Raw genomic sequence first — 18,098 nt, forward strand, 5'->3', positions numbered from 1 at the left:
ATGTTATAAGTCCGGCTATTTATACAATCTGAAAAGAGTTCCTGTCAACTACCCCGCCCTAAAGGACGGGGCTTGAGGCTCTGCAAAAATTCAGGACACTCGTCTGGGTGGCTGACTTCACACCCCTGTGATTCCAGGATATACCTGGAATCACGTGTTCGCAATTCGATGTTCCTTGCACCGATAAGATCAGAGTGTAACGTATATCCACAACATTTACACGTAAAAGACAAACCATTACGGTTCGATTTGTTAATGTGATAACATCGTGGGCATGTCTGCGAAGTATATTGAGGGTCAATATATTCGACACGAATACCCGCGGTTTTCGCTTTGTATTCGATCATAAAGTGTAACTGATAATATGACCACGATGATTTCTGATACCTGTTTTCTTTACGGGTTTTGTGGATGGTGTTTGTACGGATGCCTGTTAAATCTTCTAATCCGATACAATTAACATTATTATCGAGTGCAAACTGAACAATCTCTTTGGACACGTTATGATTCATATTTGCCATGAGCCGTCTTTCTTTACCTGATATATGTTTCAACATTCGTTTTGCAGATAAAGTGCCTTTGGCTTGTAACCTTGCTCGCATGGATGAATAGATGTTTTTGAGGTTCTTGACTTCTCCACCGCAGAAAAACCTGCATTTGTTGTCTGTGGTGTTGACGACGGCTAACCAGTTCATTCCAACATCAACCCCCATGAATGTGGATGCTGTATCCAATTCGGGGGGATCGGGGATGGTCCTGGATACGGAGAGATGGAAATAATAGCCGTCTTTATGTTTAACAAGTTTCGATGCGGTAAATTCCCATGAACCGTCAAAATACTGTTCGGCAGAAGAATACATGTGGAATGGATATTTTTTTCGACCATCCAATGTGGTGATGCTCACCCATTCTTTCGTGATAGTAAAATCCCGCCTATATGAGAAGGTTACATTTGTGGGACGATATCGGATCTCCTGCCATTCTGCCTGACCTGTTTTAATCTGTTCTTTCAAGGTTTTGTGTAAGTGGTCAGCCATGTGAAGTTTGAATGATCTCTAATCCCGCTTTCACAAAATTTTTCTCTTTTAACTTGAATGTTTGGATAACTGAAGCCAATACTTCGTATCTCTTTGTTCCTATCGGTGATCGTGTCCCTCCTGATATTTTTCGGTAGACAACATGTGGTCTGATGGCTCGCTCTGCACGATTATTCGTCCCTTCGACATCTGGGTTTGTCACAAACACAAAGAGCTGATCCGGTCTCTTCAGGATTGATTGTGCAAACTTTTTACATCTCAACTTTGTGAAATTCTGACCCAATACAGTATGAAGGCGTTCAATCAGACGCTTGACATCCTCATCTGTCCCTTTGTGGTCGAATGCACTTGCACTGGCAAAAAGTTCTTTCATACCCTTATGGATTGTCCTCCCCTCTTCACCACATAATTGAACCAACTCCTTTGAATCTCCGAGAATATGGAACCAGCAGAGTTGTTGAGGTCGGTTTCCCGTAAGTCGCTCGACCACATCGTATGCTCGAAATCTATCGTGGACATCAACACCACTTGGCTGTTCTCCAAGCACCTCGCATGGCACCTCATGTCCTCTACCTTTCGCGATCCGATACAATGCCATTCCTTTCGTGACAAAGGCCCACATCCATTGTCTGTTACCGTTTTCTCTCCATGAAGTTTCATCGATATACCGAACAGGTGCGCTCCGGATCTCCTCTTCTAATTGAGCATAATACTCGCCAAACTCTTTGGCGATCATTGAACAGATATTGGATACTTCTCCTTCACTTATTCGAATCCCGCATAACTCGTCAAGAATTTGTGGGATTGCCTCTTCAGTCAATCTCAATCCAATTTTCAACCAGACCACAACAAGCATGACCTTCAGCCCCAGCCTTGCCTTTGGCAATGCCGTCGTGATCGGTTCCTCGACAAGCTTCTTACAACATGAACAATATCGTCTGCATAGTGTGTATTCGATCACATCAGCCACGGGCACTGGGATATCCTCAATAACTCGGGTTCTTTTTTCCTGAATACGGCTCAATGTATCGTTGCCACAGTTTGGGCAACAGGTAACATCTACAGTAACTGTCTTTGTGATATTGGTCGCTTTCTCTCTAAACCGTCCTTTATGACCGGGTTGACCACCAGGTTTTCGTTTGATCTGTTGAGGTGTATCTACAAGAGGATCAGCTGCATGCGATGAGTCATCTGGTTGTATGACGTATGATTTTCCATGTTTCACCCCTACCTGTTTTGGGTGGCGATGCTTGTATTCTAAGAATTGCTCCTGTAAGTGGTCATAAGCAGCACTGAGCTCTCTGTTTTTCATTTCAAGCGTTGCGATCTGCTCTCGAAGACAGGCATTTTCACGTATGAGAGATGCATTAATGCACCTGCACTCTTCAAGAGCTGTTGTCATTCTTCTCGTCACCGATTATTACCAGAAACACCGTTTTTCCGAGATGCTCTTTTGGGCAGTCTACTTTTGCACTCGTTCCAAATGGCTTTACAGTTCTGACATAGAACCCTTCGATGTTCTTGACATTCAGCTCTGTAGTTACTTTCATTGGGACTTTCCTCATATGAGATATCTATTAGATATCTATAGTATTTAAAACTACCGATTCATGGAGTATGAGGTGATCTGAGGAATATGGTGATAAAATGAAGGTCAATAAAAGAATGGTGTGGACAGTGCTTCAGGTGACTGACCACTTACGGTTTTGTAGGTTCCTGCTACCTGGCGGCAGATATTACAGGTCATCTGGCTGAGTAATCCGAGGTTTCGTACGTCCTGATAAACCCGTTTTTGGATTTTGTCAGAACCCATAGGCTTACCATGTTCATATACAACAGTGGAAACATAGTTCATCCCTGATGTATAACTTTGGACGAGAGCGTTTAACTCTCCCCCGTAATTATACAACTTTAACGGAATGGTTTTCACTTGTTGCATACAGTATAATTTTCAAGTGACAATATAAAGGTATCTGAGGCAATTCCCCCCCTACCTAAAGGAAGGGGACTCCTTGCCATTTTAGTTGAAGAAGAAAAGATGATAAAAAGAGAGGAGAACTCTTAATCCTCAAAACCCACAAACGCAAGTTCATACATCCAGTCAAGAAGGAGTTCGCAGGTTTCAACAACACATTCGCGCTCGCAGCCGACACAGGGGATCAGATGTTCACCAGCCATCAGGAGAGAGGGATCAATCACCCGCTTTTTTGTTGATTTCAGGAGATATGTCTTAATCCCGTTTTTCCGATATTCATGTCGCTCAACCATCCCAGAATCGATGAGCTTCTTGACAATCCGTGAACACTTCCTGGAGTCAACATTCAGGAGTTTCCATAATTCGCTCTGAAGAACACCATCGCTCTTCGACTGTATCAACTGGAGCGCTTCGTCAAACAAGTCATCAGTCATAGCGCTTCAGATGACGGGAGCGATGCTCAGAATATTGTTCCCGCGTATAACAACACATCCAAGATTTCGTTCACGTGACCCTTCAGTAAGCTCTGTGGCTTCATCCATGTGGAGATTGAGATACTCGTCAACCGCAATAAGCCTCCCCTGAAGTTTTCTTCCATCATCCTTAATTTCTACGACAATTTTGGAATCGACGAGAGAATTTACCTTTTTAATAGGCAGAACAATACTTGACACCATTATGAATACTATCGCAGGGTTGCCACATTAACCTTTTCATACCTTTTATATGAAAATGCATGGGAAAACCCATCATTTTCATCTTGTATGCCTGTTGCCCCAGATGGCATCATGAGCGTTTTTTACAAAGAGTTGATCAGAGGAATGGATCAAAGGGGCCGTGTGCACGGCAAAATCCTGCAATCCGGGATCCAAGTTCTCTGGCTGGGTCGAGCGCCAGATCATCAAAGATATCAGCAGGCCCAATCAGCCGGCCACCTGCAAGTGTGAAGGCAAGGCAGACAACCCGGGGCGGCCCTCCGGAACGGGAACCCTGTGCATCACAAAGAGAAACCGGAATAAGTGGCATCATAGGCCGTTCTCCACCTGAGGAGCGCACCATGTACGGCTGGGCAAAGGGCTCGACTGCTTCACCATAAGTTGGAAATATGCCCCCAGTCCTGAGGAGAAGGCCGGGGGCGGCAGTTTTTGACGGCCCGGTTACAGATGCCGCATGCTCCCCATCTCTCTTCGATACAATTGTGACCCTCGTCTCTTCCGGCCTCCTGATCGAAGCGAGAAGACGGTATGTATCCTCAGGAAGAGAGAAGTTACGCTTGGAATCATGGGAGGATGTTGAAAAGACAAAACCATCCAGAAGCGCTTCGTCAGTAACAAGCCGTGTTGTCGAGAATGGATCGGCAAAGATACGATAGAGGTGGAGATTAAAGAGATCCGCAGTTGGATGGTCGGCTATGAAGAGAAGGATCTCTTCAGATCTGCGCTCAGCAAATGACAGCGTGCATGATACTGTGGAAGCTTGCGCAGGAGAGAAGATATTCTTCTTTTCGAGATAATCACGACAGGATTCAAGAACCCTCTGTACCAGGGAATCAATCTCTACCTCTTGTGTGTGTGTAATGAGAAAGCCAAGCACATCCCCGCACCGAAATACAAAGGAATCTATCAGTATTCCACCCTCCTCTTTCTTCAGCAGGCGGGCTGCCAGTTCAAGCATACCGGGATGTACCCGGTGTCCTGCCGGAAATCCGCCGGGACGGGAGGTGATCAGGGTGCATTTCAACAGCAAAGAGTCCGTCATACCTACGAGCTCCCTTATTCGGGCAGCGCTTCCAGCCGCTCGATTATCCCTCTGCTCCCGACATAAATCGGCGTCTTCTGATGGACATCTTCAGGAAGAATTTCAAGTATATCCAAAGATCCATTACTGATCCTGCCCCCTGCCTGCTCTGCGAGGAAACCAATAGGCTGGGCTTCGAAGACCAGTCGTAGTTTCCCTTCTGGCTTTCCACGCGCGGCAGGATATGCATAGAGGCCGCCATATTTGAGAATCTGGTGGAAGTCAGCCACAAATGAACCCGAATAGCGGCTCTTTGCACCTTCAGCCTCAAGCGCGGCAATAAATTCCGAATGCTTTTTTGTCCATTCCGGCCTCTTGCCACCACTCCCATAGATAGTACCCTCCGGCATGGTGATGGAATCCTCCATCAGCAGATACCGCCCGTCATCTGCCAGAGAGAAGAGAGCCACCCCTGATCCTATTGAGAGCGTGAGAGTCGTCATCGGGCCATAAAGAAGATAGAGGGCGGCCTTCATCTCATTTCCCTTTCTCAGGACCGAACGTCCCTCATAGATCCCGACAATTGTACCAACTGCAAGATTCACAGCAATCAGCGACGATCCATCAAGCGGATCCATCACAACAGAATACCGGCCCATGGAATCCCGGCACTCAAAGACCTTCTCCTGCTCTTCAGATGCTATCAGAGAGACAAGACCAGATCCGGCAAGTATTTTGGATATATGTGTATCCGACCAGGTATCCATCTCGGCCTGCACTTCGCCGGATGTGTTGAGTGAGGTGGCATACCGCTGATTCGAGATAAATGCGCTCCGGATAGGCCCTGCCTGTTCTGCAATCAGGCAGATGAGATCGGCAAGATCGGATTCGCAATTCTTCTCCCTGAGATACTCCTGTACTGTTATCATATCCTTATCACTCCGTTATGTCCCGTCCCCGTACCGGGCAGATGTATCATTTCGTCGTCTGCTGGCATCTTAATTATGCCTCATTCTTACCGGTGAACTCTGTTCTGTTCAGCATATCATGTACTCTCGTGAGAGCTTCAATGGCATCTGATCGTTTCTGATCGATTGCCGATTTTGAAATAAACTCGAGAAGGCGGGTGCGTAATTCAATCCCCAGTACAGAGACGATACGCTCATAGGTTCGTTCGGGATAGAAGAGATCTTCTGCAGTTCTGATAAGAAGAGCCTCCACATCTTCTGAGATAACACCATCTTTTCTGGCATGTCGAAGCGTACACCGGATATTAACAAGGGGGTCAGAGAGGGGAGTCAATGTTTCGGGATCGAAGACAAGGGCCACCTCATCATCAGAGACGAGTGTTCCATTCCGGTACAGTGAATAGATGACACCAACCCCCTCCATTCCAAGGGAATCCAGTTCTGCTGCCCTGAGCGCCCCCATGCTTGATGCACCAATCACGAAAATTCCACTCCGGAGAAGAGAGAGGATCTCGCGATGGCCGACAGCAGAATCCTGAAAGAAGTACCCATCAATGATACAGACAAGTGATACTTGTGATCCGAAAATGGCATTCAGATCCCCGCGCCTGATCGGGGGGAGGAATGTGGCATCCGGACAGAGTGCCCGTGCCTCTTCATGAGGAAGACTTGGACCGAGGTAAACGACTGCGCCTGGCATTCTTACACCGCTCTCCCATCCGTTCCTGATCCATAGCGTACACCTCAAGACCGGGAACAACCACCCTGACAACTGGAATGCCGATATCCGGATGTGTCAGATCAGAGACTATCACCCGGTCAAATCCGGCAGAGGCAAGGCAGCGGCAGACATATTGGATATCCGCCAGCAGATCATCGCTTGTATGCGATGGCAGGCTCTCAAATAACACATCTCCATTCTCACGGAACCAGTATCCATTCATGCGTTTTGTCCTCTCGTACCCGATCTGCCTCCTCATATCGGCAACAACAGTATCCTCGCGGGCACCATGTATCTGGGTGAGGCGGCTCTGTGCCACCTCGGTGAGTGCACGAAGGACTGCGATCTCCGGTGTTGTATGCGTCCCCATCCCTGTAACCAGAAGGGCCGGATCGCAGAGGACGGTATCATCTGCAACTGCGGCACAGGTAGGAATCCCGATATCGCTTGTAATATCCCTGAGAATAAGATCAATCCCCTCACGGGCAAAACGGTCGATGATATCTGAGCTGATCGGATCGGTGACGTCTGTGATACGATTCCCTGTATAGCGGGTTGCCTCAACAAGTGACCATGCATCCCGCTCGATTACCTCCAGCAGTCCATGGATGATCGCCTCTTCCAGAGTATTGCCGGATGCAATACCATTCGTATTTGTCCGGTGAAGAGGATTGTATGCGTGGGAGAGGGGATGATATACGGCATGTGCAGGAAGAAGCACCTCCTCGTTATTGATGATATCATAACCACCAACCCACGGCACCCGGGCATCCGGATCCGTACCGGCAGGCAGGATCAGATCAACAGGATTGACAGCAGGTGATTTCCCTGAGATCTCAGAATACCGTCCGATCATTATTGGATCGGAGTGCATCTCAGCAGAACACCGTTCGATCCCTTCCATGATAGCAGATACCCGCGCAGCAACCGAAGTTGCCCCTTTCCCATTATAGACAGATATTGCTCCACCCTCGGCAGTAGGGCGGATACAGGAGAAGACCGGAATTCCAAGCCGGTCAAGTCCGGTGATATCGGCAACCCGCGTAATACCTGCCTGTGGAAGGAGGGGTTCAATCCGCTCAAGGGTTGACTCGGGAGATACAGCCCGGTGTGTTTCGATCATATACCCTTTCGGGCAGCTTTTCAACTGCATCTGAATCTAATAGATCTTATCCCCTCAGATACTTACTACCTTTGCATTATGAAACGCAATCAGGCTGATAGAATATATATGATCACGGCAAGAGATCAGATCTGATGAGCAAGCCGCACGGAACAAAACGGGATGATCTTCTTGATGCTGCCCGTGGAGTGTCTCTCATCGCAATGATCGTATACCATATCATCTTCGATCTGAGTTATTTTGGAATCATACAGGTTGACCCGTTCTTTCGCTACATGGCATATCCGATCGCCGGTTCATTCATCTTCATCGCCGGGATCTCGCTCCACTTAAAAGCTCGATCAATCGGGATGCAGGCAGATTACAGAGGATCTGTCTCTCCATTCATCTCACGCGGCATAAAAATCCTCGGTATTGCAGCAGGAATAACAATTGTCACCTGGATCTATCCCCATGAAGGATTCATTGTTTTTGGGATCCTCCATCTCATAGGAATCTCCACTATCCTCGCAATCTTATTTCTCCCCTTGGGAAGATGGAATATCCTTCCGGCTGGTATGATTATTCTCATCTGGTTCCTCTTCTTTCCGGTCTATGGACCAGCGCACCTGATCCCACTTGGCATCTATCCACCCGGCTTCTATACGCTGGATTATGAACCGCTTATACCATGGTTCTCCCTGATCCTGCTGGGAATAGCAGCAGGAACATTCCGGTATTCTAAAAAGGAAATAAAACAACATAATAACAGAATTGTGAATCTTCTGGCTGTTCCCGGACGAAATTCGCTTCTTATCTATCTCATTCACCAGCCGATCATCATTGGGTTTCTTGTTCTGATCGGACAGGCAGGGATCTAATAGCCTGGTTTTTTCCAGGAGAGAAACAGAAAGGTTAATTGTTCTGCCTTGAGAATCGATTAGTATGTGCGCCGGTTTTTTGAAGGGTTTCTTTGGGAAGAAACCTCACATGGTCTACAGCCCGCCTCCACCTTCAATATCCCATGGTGCTGGCATGCAGATACCAGAATATAAGAACAAACCATATTTCATCGTCGCTTCTGTTGAGATGGGCAATACCACTACAAAATGTATCCTGACAGGAACCAGCCTTGAAACCGGTTTATGCTATGTTATAAACAAGACAGTGAGCATGAGCCGGGATGTCCGTCCCCCAAAGCCCGGAGAGGAGATCTTTGGAAAGACACTGGACGGAACCGAACTGACACGGGAATCGGTGACCGAACTCGTCCGTGACACCCTGATTCAATGCCACAATGAAGCAAAACTGGATATCAAGAAAGATCTTGATTTTGTGGTCAGGAGCACCGGGGTTGTTGCGGCAATGGATTCACCCGATCAGGTCGGCGATTTTGTTATCGCTCTGGCAAACGGCTGCCTTGAAGCAGGGGTCCCCCCCCGAAAGATGACGCCGCCAATGTCAATTGAGAATCTCCCTAAAAAGCTCAGGGATCACAGCTTCGCTGACCGACTCGTCTTTACCGGTGCCGTTGCAGGCGTTATACCTCCAATCGGAAGTACAGGGGTTGAGATGGTGGCAAATGAGATGGAAGGGGAACTTGCAATGGCAGGGATCAAAGAAGGCGCAAAATGGACTCCGGTTGATTTTCGGAATCCCTGCATCTCACTTGACTTTGGCACCACGCTTGACGGAAGAATAACCGGTGATGTCCCACACGATGCCGATAACCCCTTTGCAAAAACAATCGGCAATTTTTGTGGCCTTGCCGGAGCCATTCCCGATGCAATCATCAGGGGAACCGGTCTTGTAAAGGAGAGGACGGGGACTGCACTGGATGTATTTGGTGAAGGAATGGGTGGCGGAAGTTTCTCATTAGGAGGACATAAGAAGATAATATCCGAATATGTCGATCTCTGCCATGAACATATTGATATCAGGATAGTTCCCTCGGATCGAAAGCGGTTTGGGCGTGTACCGGTCTATGCAGATGTAGCCGAAGAATCGGGAGTGGCACTGATAGGTTGTGACTGTGGCGTGAACGGGGATGAAACCGACAACCTCAAAAAGATTGGTGCGGAGATCTATGAGAAATACAGGTTACCTGTCATAACAGAGATTGTTGATCGTGTCTGTGCCAGGATGGCACTTCGGTTGATTGATGTCTGTATTGATCGCAATCTTGTTCCGGAGAATGCATCCATAGGCTTCACAGGTAGAGCCGCAATATCAGGTAAAAAACCTGAGTATATCCTTGAAGGGATCATCGAACGCGAGCTCTTCGCAGATCCCGTCGATCATCTCGTCTTTGTCGATGATGGGCTTGCTCGCGGTGCTGCATTGATGGGACGCTGTATGAATTCGCTCGGAAAACCGAAAAATCCCCTTGGCGGCGTCCGTGGAGGGGGCTGTATCATGGGTAGAAGAATAAAGATTGGGAGATAGAGTATGGAAGAAGCAGAATTATTTGATCTGGTGATCCCACCGGGAGTACCGAGAAGCATTATCCGCTCAATAGTGGAGAATTTTAATGTCGAACTGGTGCCGCATAAAACCCGCCTTACTTTTGCGAATATGGATGGGGACGAACGTGAACTCCTGGCATTCAGAGGAGAAAGGGAAGAAGTGGAACGTGTTGAGGCGTTCATGTTTGAAGAACTAAAAAAATTTATCAATTAATTATTTTTTATCAATCCCAAAAATCGTGAGCAGAAGTGCTTTTTGTGCATGGAGGCGGTTTTCAGCCTGATCCCAGACAGCACTCTGGGGTCCATCCAGAAGTTCGTCGGTGATCTCACAGCCACGATGTGCCGGGAGACAGTGGAGAACAATACATTCTGGAGATGCGCGCTTAAGCAGTTCTGCATTCACCTGATATCCCATAAAGGCTGCAACACGCTCCTTCTCTTCAGCCTCCTGACCCATCGATATCCAGGTATCTGTATAAACTGCATCGGCACCCTCTGCCGCTTCAAGAGGGGTCTCGCACAATCTCACAGAGCCTTCGGCTTCGGCACGGCGGATGCACTCGCTATCGGGTTCGTAGCCTGGAGGAGTGGCAACTGATACATTCATTCCTGTCCTGATAGATGAAAGGATCAGTGAATTGCAGACATTGTTTCCATCCCCGACCCATGCAACATTCAGTCCCGATAAGCGGCCAAAACGTTCCTTTAAGGTCATCAGATCCGCAAGAATCTGGCATGGGTGTTCCATGTCTGAAAGGCCGTTAATGACCGGTATCGCAGAAGATGCAGAAAATGCCTCAATAGAGCTGTGGGTATGTGCGCGGATCATGACTGCCGAGAGATATCGTGAGAGAACACGCGCAGTATCGCCGATGGCCTCACCGCGATTCAGCTGCATATCCCGTGGGTTAAGGTACAGGGCAGATCCCCCCAGTTCAAACATCCCGACTTCAAATGATATCCGTGTTCTGGTCGATGACTTCTCAAAGATCATACCGAGTGTTTTTCCAGAGAGGTATGGATGAGGGATATTCTGCCGACGCTCTTCTTTCAGCCGGATTGCATCTTCAATGATCATCGAGATCTCTTCAGACGAGAGATCCAGAATAGAGAGTACATTCATCGCAATTCCTTCATATGATGTATACGATTAAAAAGAATGGTTTCTTTTCCAATATCCGTCCTGTACCTGACATTTCCCCGAACTGAAGATGCCGCAGCCTCAGCTGATCTCTCGGCATCTGCCAGGTTCTCACCAATCCCAACAAAGGCAAGGGAACGGGACGAGCGGGTGAAGATGGATCCGTTCTTCTCCTCCACATTGGCATAATAGAGAAGGGCATCGTGATCTCCTGAAAGCTCAATTCTATCTCCAGTCTTTGGTTTTTCAGGATAGCCCGCAGGAACTACATATTTACATACGGTTGCCTTTTTGTCAAACACCACGTCAGACTGGTGGAGAGTACCATCAGCAACACGCATGGTGATATCGGAGAAATCACTTAAGAGTATTGAGAGAACATTCATGGCTTCCGGATCTCCAAACCGTGCATTGAATTCGATAACTTTTGGACCAGACGCCGTATTCATGAATTGTCCATAGAGGATACCACGGTAGGGAGAACCTGATTTATCAAGTGCCGAGACGACATCATGCATTATCCGAAGAGCTGTTGCATATTCTGAATCCAGAACAAAGGGGAGTCTGTGATCGGGCATACTGTATGATCCCATTCCACCGGTATTTGGACCGGTATCCCCCTCAAACGCACGCTTATGATCCTGGACAAGGGGCATGGGGATGAGAGAATTGCCATCGACAAATGCCATAAGGGTGAATTCCTCGCCTATGAGCCGCTCTTCAATGACCATTCCCCCCTGAATGGAGCGGACATACTCGAACGCACCCGCCCGATCGACCTGTTCACCCATCACCTTGACGCCTTTTCCTCCGGTCAGGCCGATTGGTTTGATGACAACATCCTCTTCATGTGATGAGATAAAAGCCACTGCATCTTCGGGATCGGAAAAGATGCGATATGCAGGGAGACCTTCGATCCGGTACTCCTTCATGAGCTGTCTGCAGAAGGCTTTGTCCGTCTCGATCCGTGCAGCTGCCCGGGTCGGTCCCAGGCATCCAATACCACACTCAATCAATGCATCGGTAACCCCGGCATGTAATGGAGCTTCAGGTCCGATCACTGCATAGTCAATCTGCCGGGCTTTTGCATATCCGACAATGGCCTCAGTATCAGTCTCACTTGCGATTAAATAATCACGGCAGAGTGTAGTAATGCCGGGATTTGCATGTGACATCACGGCATAGAGTACGGACTCCGGATTGCAGGAGAGTGCTCGTGCAAGTGCGTGCTCCCTTCCGCCACCACCCACAACCAGGTAATTCATGCTCATGTATTTGAACCCTTCTCCTATTATACTATCACTTTTTCAAAAGATCGCTTACCCGTGCAAGCGGGCAGAGAGAGATGCCTTTCTTCTTCATACGTGACGCTGCACCCTGCTCTCGATCCACAATTGTCACCACCGTATCGACAGAAGCACCAGCCCGCCGTAACTCTTCGACTCCATAGATGGCAGAACCACCGGATGTGGTAACATCTTCGATGAGAAGCACCCTCCTGCCGGCTACATCTCCAATAATCCGCGCAGCTTTACCATGATCTTTCTCAGTCGCACGGATGATAGCATAGGGTTTCCCAGACACAAGTGATACGGCAACTGCAAGCGGAACACCCCCGACCGCAACACCGGCAACCAGTTCGAAATCATATGCATCAGATACAATTCGGCCGATTGCATAAAGCAGGTCAGGATGCGTCACTGCCTGCTTGATATCAACATAATACGAGCTCTTCTGGCCGGAAGCCAGTAAAAATTCACCAAATTCAATTGCATGATACTGAATCAGGAGTGATGAAATATCGTCTACCATGGTACATCCTTTATTCCAAGTATATAGCCAATAATATTTGTTCCACGATGAAGAACCGGGGTGAGGATCAGAATTGCAATTGCAATTGGAATTGTGATCGCAGAAAACAACCAACCGGGATCAAAGATGAGAAGCAGGATGAATGCGCCAATAACAAGATCGAACTGATCGGCAACCGGCCATTTCTCACCCCTTTCAACCCCCCTCCGCCTCTTCAGAAAACTCTTTGCCAGATCGCCGAGGAGTGCCCCGACAGCAAGAAGGGTGATCGATACGAGTGTATGCTCTGGTAACCAGACGATCTCTGTATGGGAATGGACAAGGATCTGGAGGAGTCCTATGGCAACACCTCCGGCGATCCCGGCTATGAGCCCTCTCACTGTCTTGCCATCACCAAATATCCTTCTGCCATCACGCCAGCATCTTCCACCGTCAATCGGTTTCCCGCCACCAAGTGCAGCTGCAACCGGGTTTGGAAGATAAGCCGGAAGCATCACCCAGAGTGCGGATATGCCGATAATGATGAGCGAATTGATATCGATACCACCCATATCCTATGTACTATGGTGGAAGGTTTAAAAAATACTGTATCACATACTTACTCTGAAGGTTTTCGCGGGTGAATCAAGAATGCTGATCAAAAAGACGAAAAGTATCTGCCCGGTTTGTAGAACAGTCCTTGATGCGGATATTATCGAAGAAGATAATGCCATTTGGCTCTGCCGTGAATGTCCGGATCATGGTCCATTTAGATCGCTCTACTGGTCTGATTCTGCAATGTACCACAGGTTTGATGCTTATAACGCTATAGGTAACGGTGTTCAAAACTCAAAGCAGCCTGAAAACCGGAATGGATGCCCAAATGATTGTGGCCTCTGTTCCGAACATAGATCTGGAACCCTGCTTGCAAATGTTGATGTCACAAATCGCTGTAATCTGAATTGTGAATTCTGTTTTGCAAATGCCCGCGCATGTGGTTTTATCTATGAGCCAACGATGGAGCAGATAGAAGAGATGTTTCTGCTCCTCCGATCCCAGAAACCGGTTCCACCCCCGGCAGTTCAGCTTTCAGGTGGTGAACCGACGATGCGAAAAGACCTTCCCGAGATCGTCAGAAAAGCCAAGGAATATGGATTCAGCCAGGTACAGATTGCAACAAACGGTATCAGGCTTGCACAGGATAAACAGCTTGTTTCAGATCTGAAAGATGCAGGTGTTTCCACTCTATACCTCCATTTCGATGGTGTCACCAAAACAACAAATCCCCTTCTTGAGATCAGTAAGAAAGCCATAGAAAACTGCCGGGAACTAAAAGTGGGAATCGTTCTTGTACCTACCATAATTGGTGGAAAGAACCATCATGAGGCAGGTTCCATCATCAGGTTTGCAGCAGAGAATATCGATGTGATACGAGGGGTCAACTTCCAGCCGGTTGCATTCACCGGGGCTGCAAGCAACGACGATATCCAAAAGGAACGGATCACCATCCCCGATCTTCTCAAGGGAATAGAAGAACAGACAGAGGGAGTATTAAAGGCAGCAGACTTTTATCCGATCCCATGTGTCAAGCCGATCATCGATCTGGTAGAATCATATACAGGACGTCCCCAGATACAGTTTACAGCAAACCCACACTGTGGAGCAGCCACTTACCTCTTCGTCACAGAAAACGGGCTTGTTCCGGTGAACAGAATGGTAGATGTTGATGACTTTTTTAAGTCGATTGATACCATTGCAGAGGGTTTGAAGACGAAAGGAACGATCAATAAATACCGAACCCTCCTTGAGGGTGTGAATCAGCTCCGCACCACCATGAAGAATGATCGGCCAGATAAGATTGATTTCTGGGGGCTCATTACAAATGCCCTGATTCACCAAAATTTTGATGCTCTCAGAAAATTCCACTGGAATGCACTCTTCATCGGAACCATGCATTTTATGGATAATTATAACTATGATATCAACCGGATAAACCGGTGCTGTATCCACTATGCAACCCCCGATGGTCAGATTATCCCATTCTGCAGTTATAACAGCGGACCGATGAGGCGTGAGGAAGTCTGGAAAAAACACGCACTCAATGAAGAGACTCAATCATTTTGATAGTGATGTGGTTTTCAGATGATCAGAATCATTCCAAAACCAACCGATACACCCGAGGATAATTCAACACAAATGGTGCTTGATGCACTTGATACGCTGAATGCACAGTATAAACTGCTTCATCTCAATGAAATAAATCCTTTCAGGGTTCCCTACAAGGGTGATCTTATCTGGGTCTGTGGCATTCGCCAGAACGGTGTTGAGTTTGAACAGATCAAAGCCCTCTCGTTAAAAAACCGTCTTGTCAATACCCCGGAAGCAATCGCCACCTGTGCAAGCAAGGTGATGACGTCCGCACTTCTCTGCCACCATGGCGTACCAACACCAGAGACACTCTTTACCGCTTCACAGGAAGCAGTTGAAGCGTTCCTCTTAAAACATGGGAAAGCTGTGTATAAGCCAGTCTATGGATTTGACGGAGATGGCATTTTCCTCTTCTCTGACATCTCAGATCTTGCTGAACCCCCATATTATATTCAGGAGTATGTTAGAAATGATCGCGATTTCAGGGTCTTTGTCATCGGATATAATGCCGTTGGGGCGATATACCGCCAGTCACCCCACCTGACCCATAATATCCATAAGGGAGGGGTCGGCACACCGGTTGAGATCGATCCTGCAATGAGGAGGATAGCTGAAGCAGCAGCAAAGGCTGTCGGAATAGATTATTGTGGTGTTGATCTTCTCAGGACAGATGATGGATATACCGTCCTTGAAGTGAATGGTACACCAAACTGGCATTGCATGGCTGCCCCAATACCCCATCTGATGGCAGAATATCTGGTCAGAGAAGAAGAGAGTCTAAAAAAATTAAAATAAAATCACTGGGCACATTCGATCTCTTTCAGCGTCTTCTCTGCAAGCTCCCTCATTCTGGAGCTTATCCTTCCCGAGGATCCAAGTTCTGCATCCTTCATAACATTTGCAAGTTCTGTTGCAAGAATGAAAATTGCATACTTATGCTCAAGTTTGCTTTTATGTACCTGGGAAGGGTTGATCTTCAGGGCTTGGTACTGAGGAAATGAAATATCAGGTCTCTTTTCTTCAAAGTAACCCTTGATATCTGCTAACATCTGGTGGAGTGCGATCAACTCATCTTTATGCATCGGATCACCCGCAAGTACGATCGTGATGGCTGGGAATAAAAGAGTATGGATTAAAAAGAAAATCTAAAATACTATTGCATATTCACCATACGTAAAGATATTGGTCTTTTCACAATACCCTGAAAATCACGCGCAGCGATAAATTCCAGACCCTTTTCGGCAGCTACATCCAAAATCTTCTGATCCACATTTATATCAAGAAGAACACCCGCACTCTCGGAACCATACTCTTCAAGGAGAGCCTCAAATTCTTCAGGGGAAAAATCATGAAGTGTCGAGAGATCAGGAGAGAGAAAACGTCCAAGACCACTGCCATACACTGCCTTCATGTGCCTGCCAAGTGTTGCATTTCCTCCTTTCTCCTCAGAGGGCTGGATGATATCCGGCTCTTTGGAGACATTATCAGATCTCTTCACCTGAGGGAAACTATCATCTGGAACTATTACAGGTGAAGTGTGGGTTGTACTCCCCTCTCCAACAGAATTCCCCGGAATTTTCTCTTCACTGATATCAGGGGAATAAGGATACAGGGTTGGCTGGATTCCATGATCTGAGGGGACCTTTCTGATATCACGATTCACCTGATCACGGACATATTCAATCGGCATCTTGTTTCTCAGGGCTTTGACGATCTCCTTCCGGCTGAGATCCTCAACACTCTTGCCCCGTGGCGGATATGCAACAAAATCAATATCCGCAATCTGGAGAAGCTCACGCAGTATCAGTTCCCCACCACGATCCCCATCGAGAAAGACGGTTGCAGTCTTCTTTTCGCAGAGACTGATGATGATATCGGGGACATTGGTTCCTTCTACCGCCACACTGTTTTTTATCCCATATCGGAGGAGATTCAGAACATCCGCTCTCCCCTCAACAATGATGATAGCATCGGATTCTTCGACATTCGGACCGGCTGGAATTCGCTCTTCCCCGAGAAGCCTGATCTTTTCAATTCTGATCGATTCACGCACCTCATCCAGAAGATCCTGTGAGTCGATTGTGTTCTCTTCAAAAGCATCCAGAAGAAGCTCTTTTGCCCGTTCGATGATCTTTTTCCGTTTCGCTACTCTGATATCCTCAATACATTCCACACGGACGCGTGCAACGCAGGGACCAACCCGATCTATTGTCTCAAGTGATGCAGCAAGTATAGCTGTCTCTGCCCGATCCAGAGACGAGGCGATGAATATTTCACCTGCGGTCTCTCCACGTTTGCTGATGATCTGAACATCAATACGTCCAACCCTTCCGGTTCTCTGGAGATCACGCAGATCGAGATCTTCGCCAAGTAATCCTTCTGTCTGGCCAAATATGGCACCGACTACGTCGGGTTTTTCAACCACCCCCTCTGTTTCGAGATGAATCTGAATAAGATACTTTGTCGTATCTGGTGAATACATGTAAACGCACCTCCATCGATCATGCAATTATGTCTGCGCTTGATCATAGGCATTATGTCATAAGGATTTGCGATTACTTAAAGTAACCCATGGTGGAAATGCCGTTTCAGAACGTCAGGCGATCCTGGCATGTGGGAGGATGGAAAAGATTCATTCCATTCAGTGAATGGTATATTTAGAGAAGTGTGGCAAGCAGTTCTTTGCACCGGAGAGGAGTCATCCCGGCAATCTGGATCACTTTTTGCGATGACTTGTGCCCGGATACAATACGAATATCAGATTTTGAAATACCCATAACCTTCGAGACGAGATCGATGATCGCCGTGTTGGCACGTCCTTCAACCGGAGGGGCGGTTATTGCAATACCGATAGACTTTCGCCAGGCATTATATCCATCGGGAAAAGCATTTCTTCCAGATCCTGGATGTACATCAAGAGTGATCAACAATCCTTCATTGGATATCCGAAATGCATCTTCAAAAGAAGCCATACTATCGATAGGTTAATGTCACCCGGTGATAACTGATT

General features: G+C 47.3%; 22 protein-coding genes. 5 read left to right on the top strand and 17 right to left on the bottom strand.

Features of this window, described 5'->3' with window-relative positions:
* Positions 1-44 precede the first annotated feature (44 nt).
* The 10 genes from ACZ44I_RS06950 to ACZ44I_RS06995 form a co-directional block, all read right to left on the bottom strand.
* Positions 45-1,037 carry an RNA-guided endonuclease TnpB family protein gene (locus ACZ44I_RS06950; RefSeq protein WP_464551339.1) on the bottom strand — a complete coding sequence of 331 codons (993 nt, stop codon included), beginning with the start codon at positions 1,035-1,037 and terminating at the stop codon, positions 45-47.
* Positions 1,030-2,439 carry an IS66 family transposase gene (gene tnpC, locus ACZ44I_RS06955; RefSeq protein WP_464548475.1) on the bottom strand — a complete coding sequence of 470 codons (1,410 nt, stop codon included), beginning with the start codon at positions 2,437-2,439 and terminating at the stop codon, positions 1,030-1,032. Before tnpC ends, ACZ44I_RS06950 begins: the two co-directional genes overlap by 8 nt.
* Positions 2,423-2,587 carry a DUF2080 family transposase-associated protein gene (locus ACZ44I_RS06960; RefSeq protein WP_464548477.1) on the bottom strand — a complete coding sequence of 55 codons (165 nt, stop codon included), beginning with the start codon at positions 2,585-2,587 and terminating at the stop codon, positions 2,423-2,425. Before ACZ44I_RS06960 ends, tnpC begins: the two co-directional genes overlap by 17 nt.
* Before the next feature lie 104 nt (positions 2,588-2,691).
* The gene (locus tag ACZ44I_RS06965; RefSeq protein WP_464551337.1) at positions 2,692-2,976 is read right to left on the bottom strand and encodes a hypothetical protein; all 285 of its coding nucleotides are present in this window, start codon (positions 2,974-2,976) and stop codon (positions 2,692-2,694) included.
* A gap of 122 nt (positions 2,977-3,098) precedes the next feature.
* Complete coding sequence (locus ACZ44I_RS06970) at positions 3,099-3,446, bottom strand: Lrp/AsnC family transcriptional regulator (protein ID WP_464551335.1); 348 nt, start codon at positions 3,444-3,446, stop codon at positions 3,099-3,101.
* A 6-nt stretch (positions 3,447-3,452) separates the two neighbouring features.
* Positions 3,453-3,689, bottom strand: a complete 237-nt coding sequence (locus tag ACZ44I_RS06975; RefSeq protein WP_464551333.1) for an LSM domain-containing protein — start codon at positions 3,687-3,689, stop codon at positions 3,453-3,455.
* Between the two features lie 136 nt (positions 3,690-3,825).
* Positions 3,826-4,770, bottom strand: a complete 945-nt coding sequence (locus ACZ44I_RS06980) for a fructose 1,6-bisphosphatase (RefSeq protein ID WP_464551331.1) — start codon at positions 4,768-4,770, stop codon at positions 3,826-3,828.
* A 14-nt stretch (positions 4,771-4,784) separates the two neighbouring features.
* On the bottom strand, positions 4,785-5,678 hold the full coding sequence (locus tag ACZ44I_RS06985; RefSeq protein ID WP_464551329.1) for a class 1 fructose-bisphosphatase: 894 nt from the start codon (positions 5,676-5,678) through the stop codon (positions 4,785-4,787).
* Between the two features lie 73 nt (positions 5,679-5,751).
* Entirely contained in the window at positions 5,752-6,417 is a 666-nt protein-coding gene (locus ACZ44I_RS06990) for a TfuA-related McrA-glycine thioamidation protein (protein WP_464551327.1), read from the bottom strand.
* Positions 6,374-7,591, bottom strand: coding sequence for a YcaO-related McrA-glycine thioamidation protein (locus ACZ44I_RS06995; RefSeq protein ID WP_464551325.1), 1,218 nt, complete (start codon positions 7,589-7,591; stop codon positions 6,374-6,376). The genes ACZ44I_RS06990 and ACZ44I_RS06995 overlap by 44 nt, the downstream gene beginning before the upstream one ends.
* Before the next feature lie 104 nt (positions 7,592-7,695).
* Here ACZ44I_RS06995 and ACZ44I_RS07000 point away from each other — a divergent pair, with 104 nt between their 5' ends.
* From ACZ44I_RS07000 to ACZ44I_RS07010, 3 genes are all read left to right on the top strand, one after another.
* Entirely contained in the window at positions 7,696-8,421 is a 726-nt protein-coding gene (locus tag ACZ44I_RS07000) for a heparan-alpha-glucosaminide N-acetyltransferase (RefSeq protein WP_464551323.1), read from the top strand.
* A gap of 64 nt (positions 8,422-8,485) precedes the next feature.
* On the top strand, positions 8,486-9,985 hold the full coding sequence (locus tag ACZ44I_RS07005) for a methanogenesis marker 14 protein (protein WP_464551321.1): 1,500 nt from the start codon (positions 8,486-8,488) through the stop codon (positions 9,983-9,985).
* A gap of 3 nt (positions 9,986-9,988) precedes the next feature.
* Complete coding sequence (locus ACZ44I_RS07010; RefSeq protein ID WP_464551319.1) at positions 9,989-10,219, top strand: hypothetical protein; 231 nt, start codon at positions 9,989-9,991, stop codon at positions 10,217-10,219.
* Here the strand turns inward: ACZ44I_RS07010 and argF are convergent, their stop codons facing one another.
* From argF to ACZ44I_RS07030, 4 genes are read right to left on the bottom strand one after another with little or no spacing between them, the layout of a single operon-like run.
* On the bottom strand, positions 10,220-11,137 hold the full coding sequence (gene argF, locus ACZ44I_RS07015) for an ornithine carbamoyltransferase (RefSeq protein WP_464551647.1): 918 nt from the start codon (positions 11,135-11,137) through the stop codon (positions 10,220-10,222).
* Complete coding sequence (gene purD / locus ACZ44I_RS07020) at positions 11,128-12,420, bottom strand: phosphoribosylamine--glycine ligase (protein ID WP_464551317.1); 1,293 nt, start codon at positions 12,418-12,420, stop codon at positions 11,128-11,130. Before purD ends, argF begins: the two co-directional genes overlap by 10 nt.
* A gap of 28 nt (positions 12,421-12,448) precedes the next feature.
* The gene (gene pyrE, locus ACZ44I_RS07025) at positions 12,449-12,961 is read right to left on the bottom strand and encodes an orotate phosphoribosyltransferase (protein WP_464551315.1); all 513 of its coding nucleotides are present in this window, start codon (positions 12,959-12,961) and stop codon (positions 12,449-12,451) included.
* On the bottom strand, positions 12,955-13,455 hold the full coding sequence (locus ACZ44I_RS07030; RefSeq protein WP_464551646.1) for a CDP-2,3-bis-(O-geranylgeranyl)-sn-glycerol synthase: 501 nt from the start codon (positions 13,453-13,455) through the stop codon (positions 12,955-12,957). The genes pyrE and ACZ44I_RS07030 overlap by 7 nt, the downstream gene beginning before the upstream one ends.
* A 136-nt stretch (positions 13,456-13,591) precedes the next feature.
* Here ACZ44I_RS07030 and tes point away from each other — a divergent pair, with 136 nt between their 5' ends.
* Positions 13,592-15,064 (top strand): tetraether lipid synthase Tes, encoded by a 1,473-nt coding sequence (gene tes / locus ACZ44I_RS07035; protein WP_464551313.1) that lies wholly within the window; start codon positions 13,592-13,594, stop codon positions 15,062-15,064.
* An 18-nt stretch (positions 15,065-15,082) separates the two neighbouring features.
* Positions 15,083-15,883, top strand: coding sequence for an ATP-grasp domain-containing protein (locus ACZ44I_RS07040; RefSeq protein WP_464551311.1), 801 nt, complete (start codon positions 15,083-15,085; stop codon positions 15,881-15,883).
* A 2-nt stretch (positions 15,884-15,885) separates the two neighbouring features.
* On the opposite strand, the gene ACZ44I_RS07045 is transcribed toward ACZ44I_RS07040, so the two are convergent.
* From ACZ44I_RS07045 to ACZ44I_RS07055, 3 genes are all read right to left on the bottom strand, one after another.
* Positions 15,886-16,170 (bottom strand): UPF0058 family protein, encoded by a 285-nt coding sequence (locus ACZ44I_RS07045; RefSeq protein ID WP_464551309.1) that lies wholly within the window; start codon positions 16,168-16,170, stop codon positions 15,886-15,888.
* Between the two features lie 71 nt (positions 16,171-16,241).
* Complete coding sequence (dnaG, locus tag ACZ44I_RS07050; RefSeq protein ID WP_464551307.1) at positions 16,242-17,570, bottom strand: DNA primase DnaG; 1,329 nt, start codon at positions 17,568-17,570, stop codon at positions 16,242-16,244.
* 175 nt (positions 17,571-17,745) lie between these two features.
* Positions 17,746-18,060 carry a DUF167 domain-containing protein gene (locus ACZ44I_RS07055; RefSeq protein WP_464551305.1) on the bottom strand — a complete coding sequence of 105 codons (315 nt, stop codon included), beginning with the start codon at positions 18,058-18,060 and terminating at the stop codon, positions 17,746-17,748.
* Positions 18,061-18,098 lie beyond the last annotated feature (38 nt).

The organism is Methanocalculus pumilus (assembly GCF_055382585.1).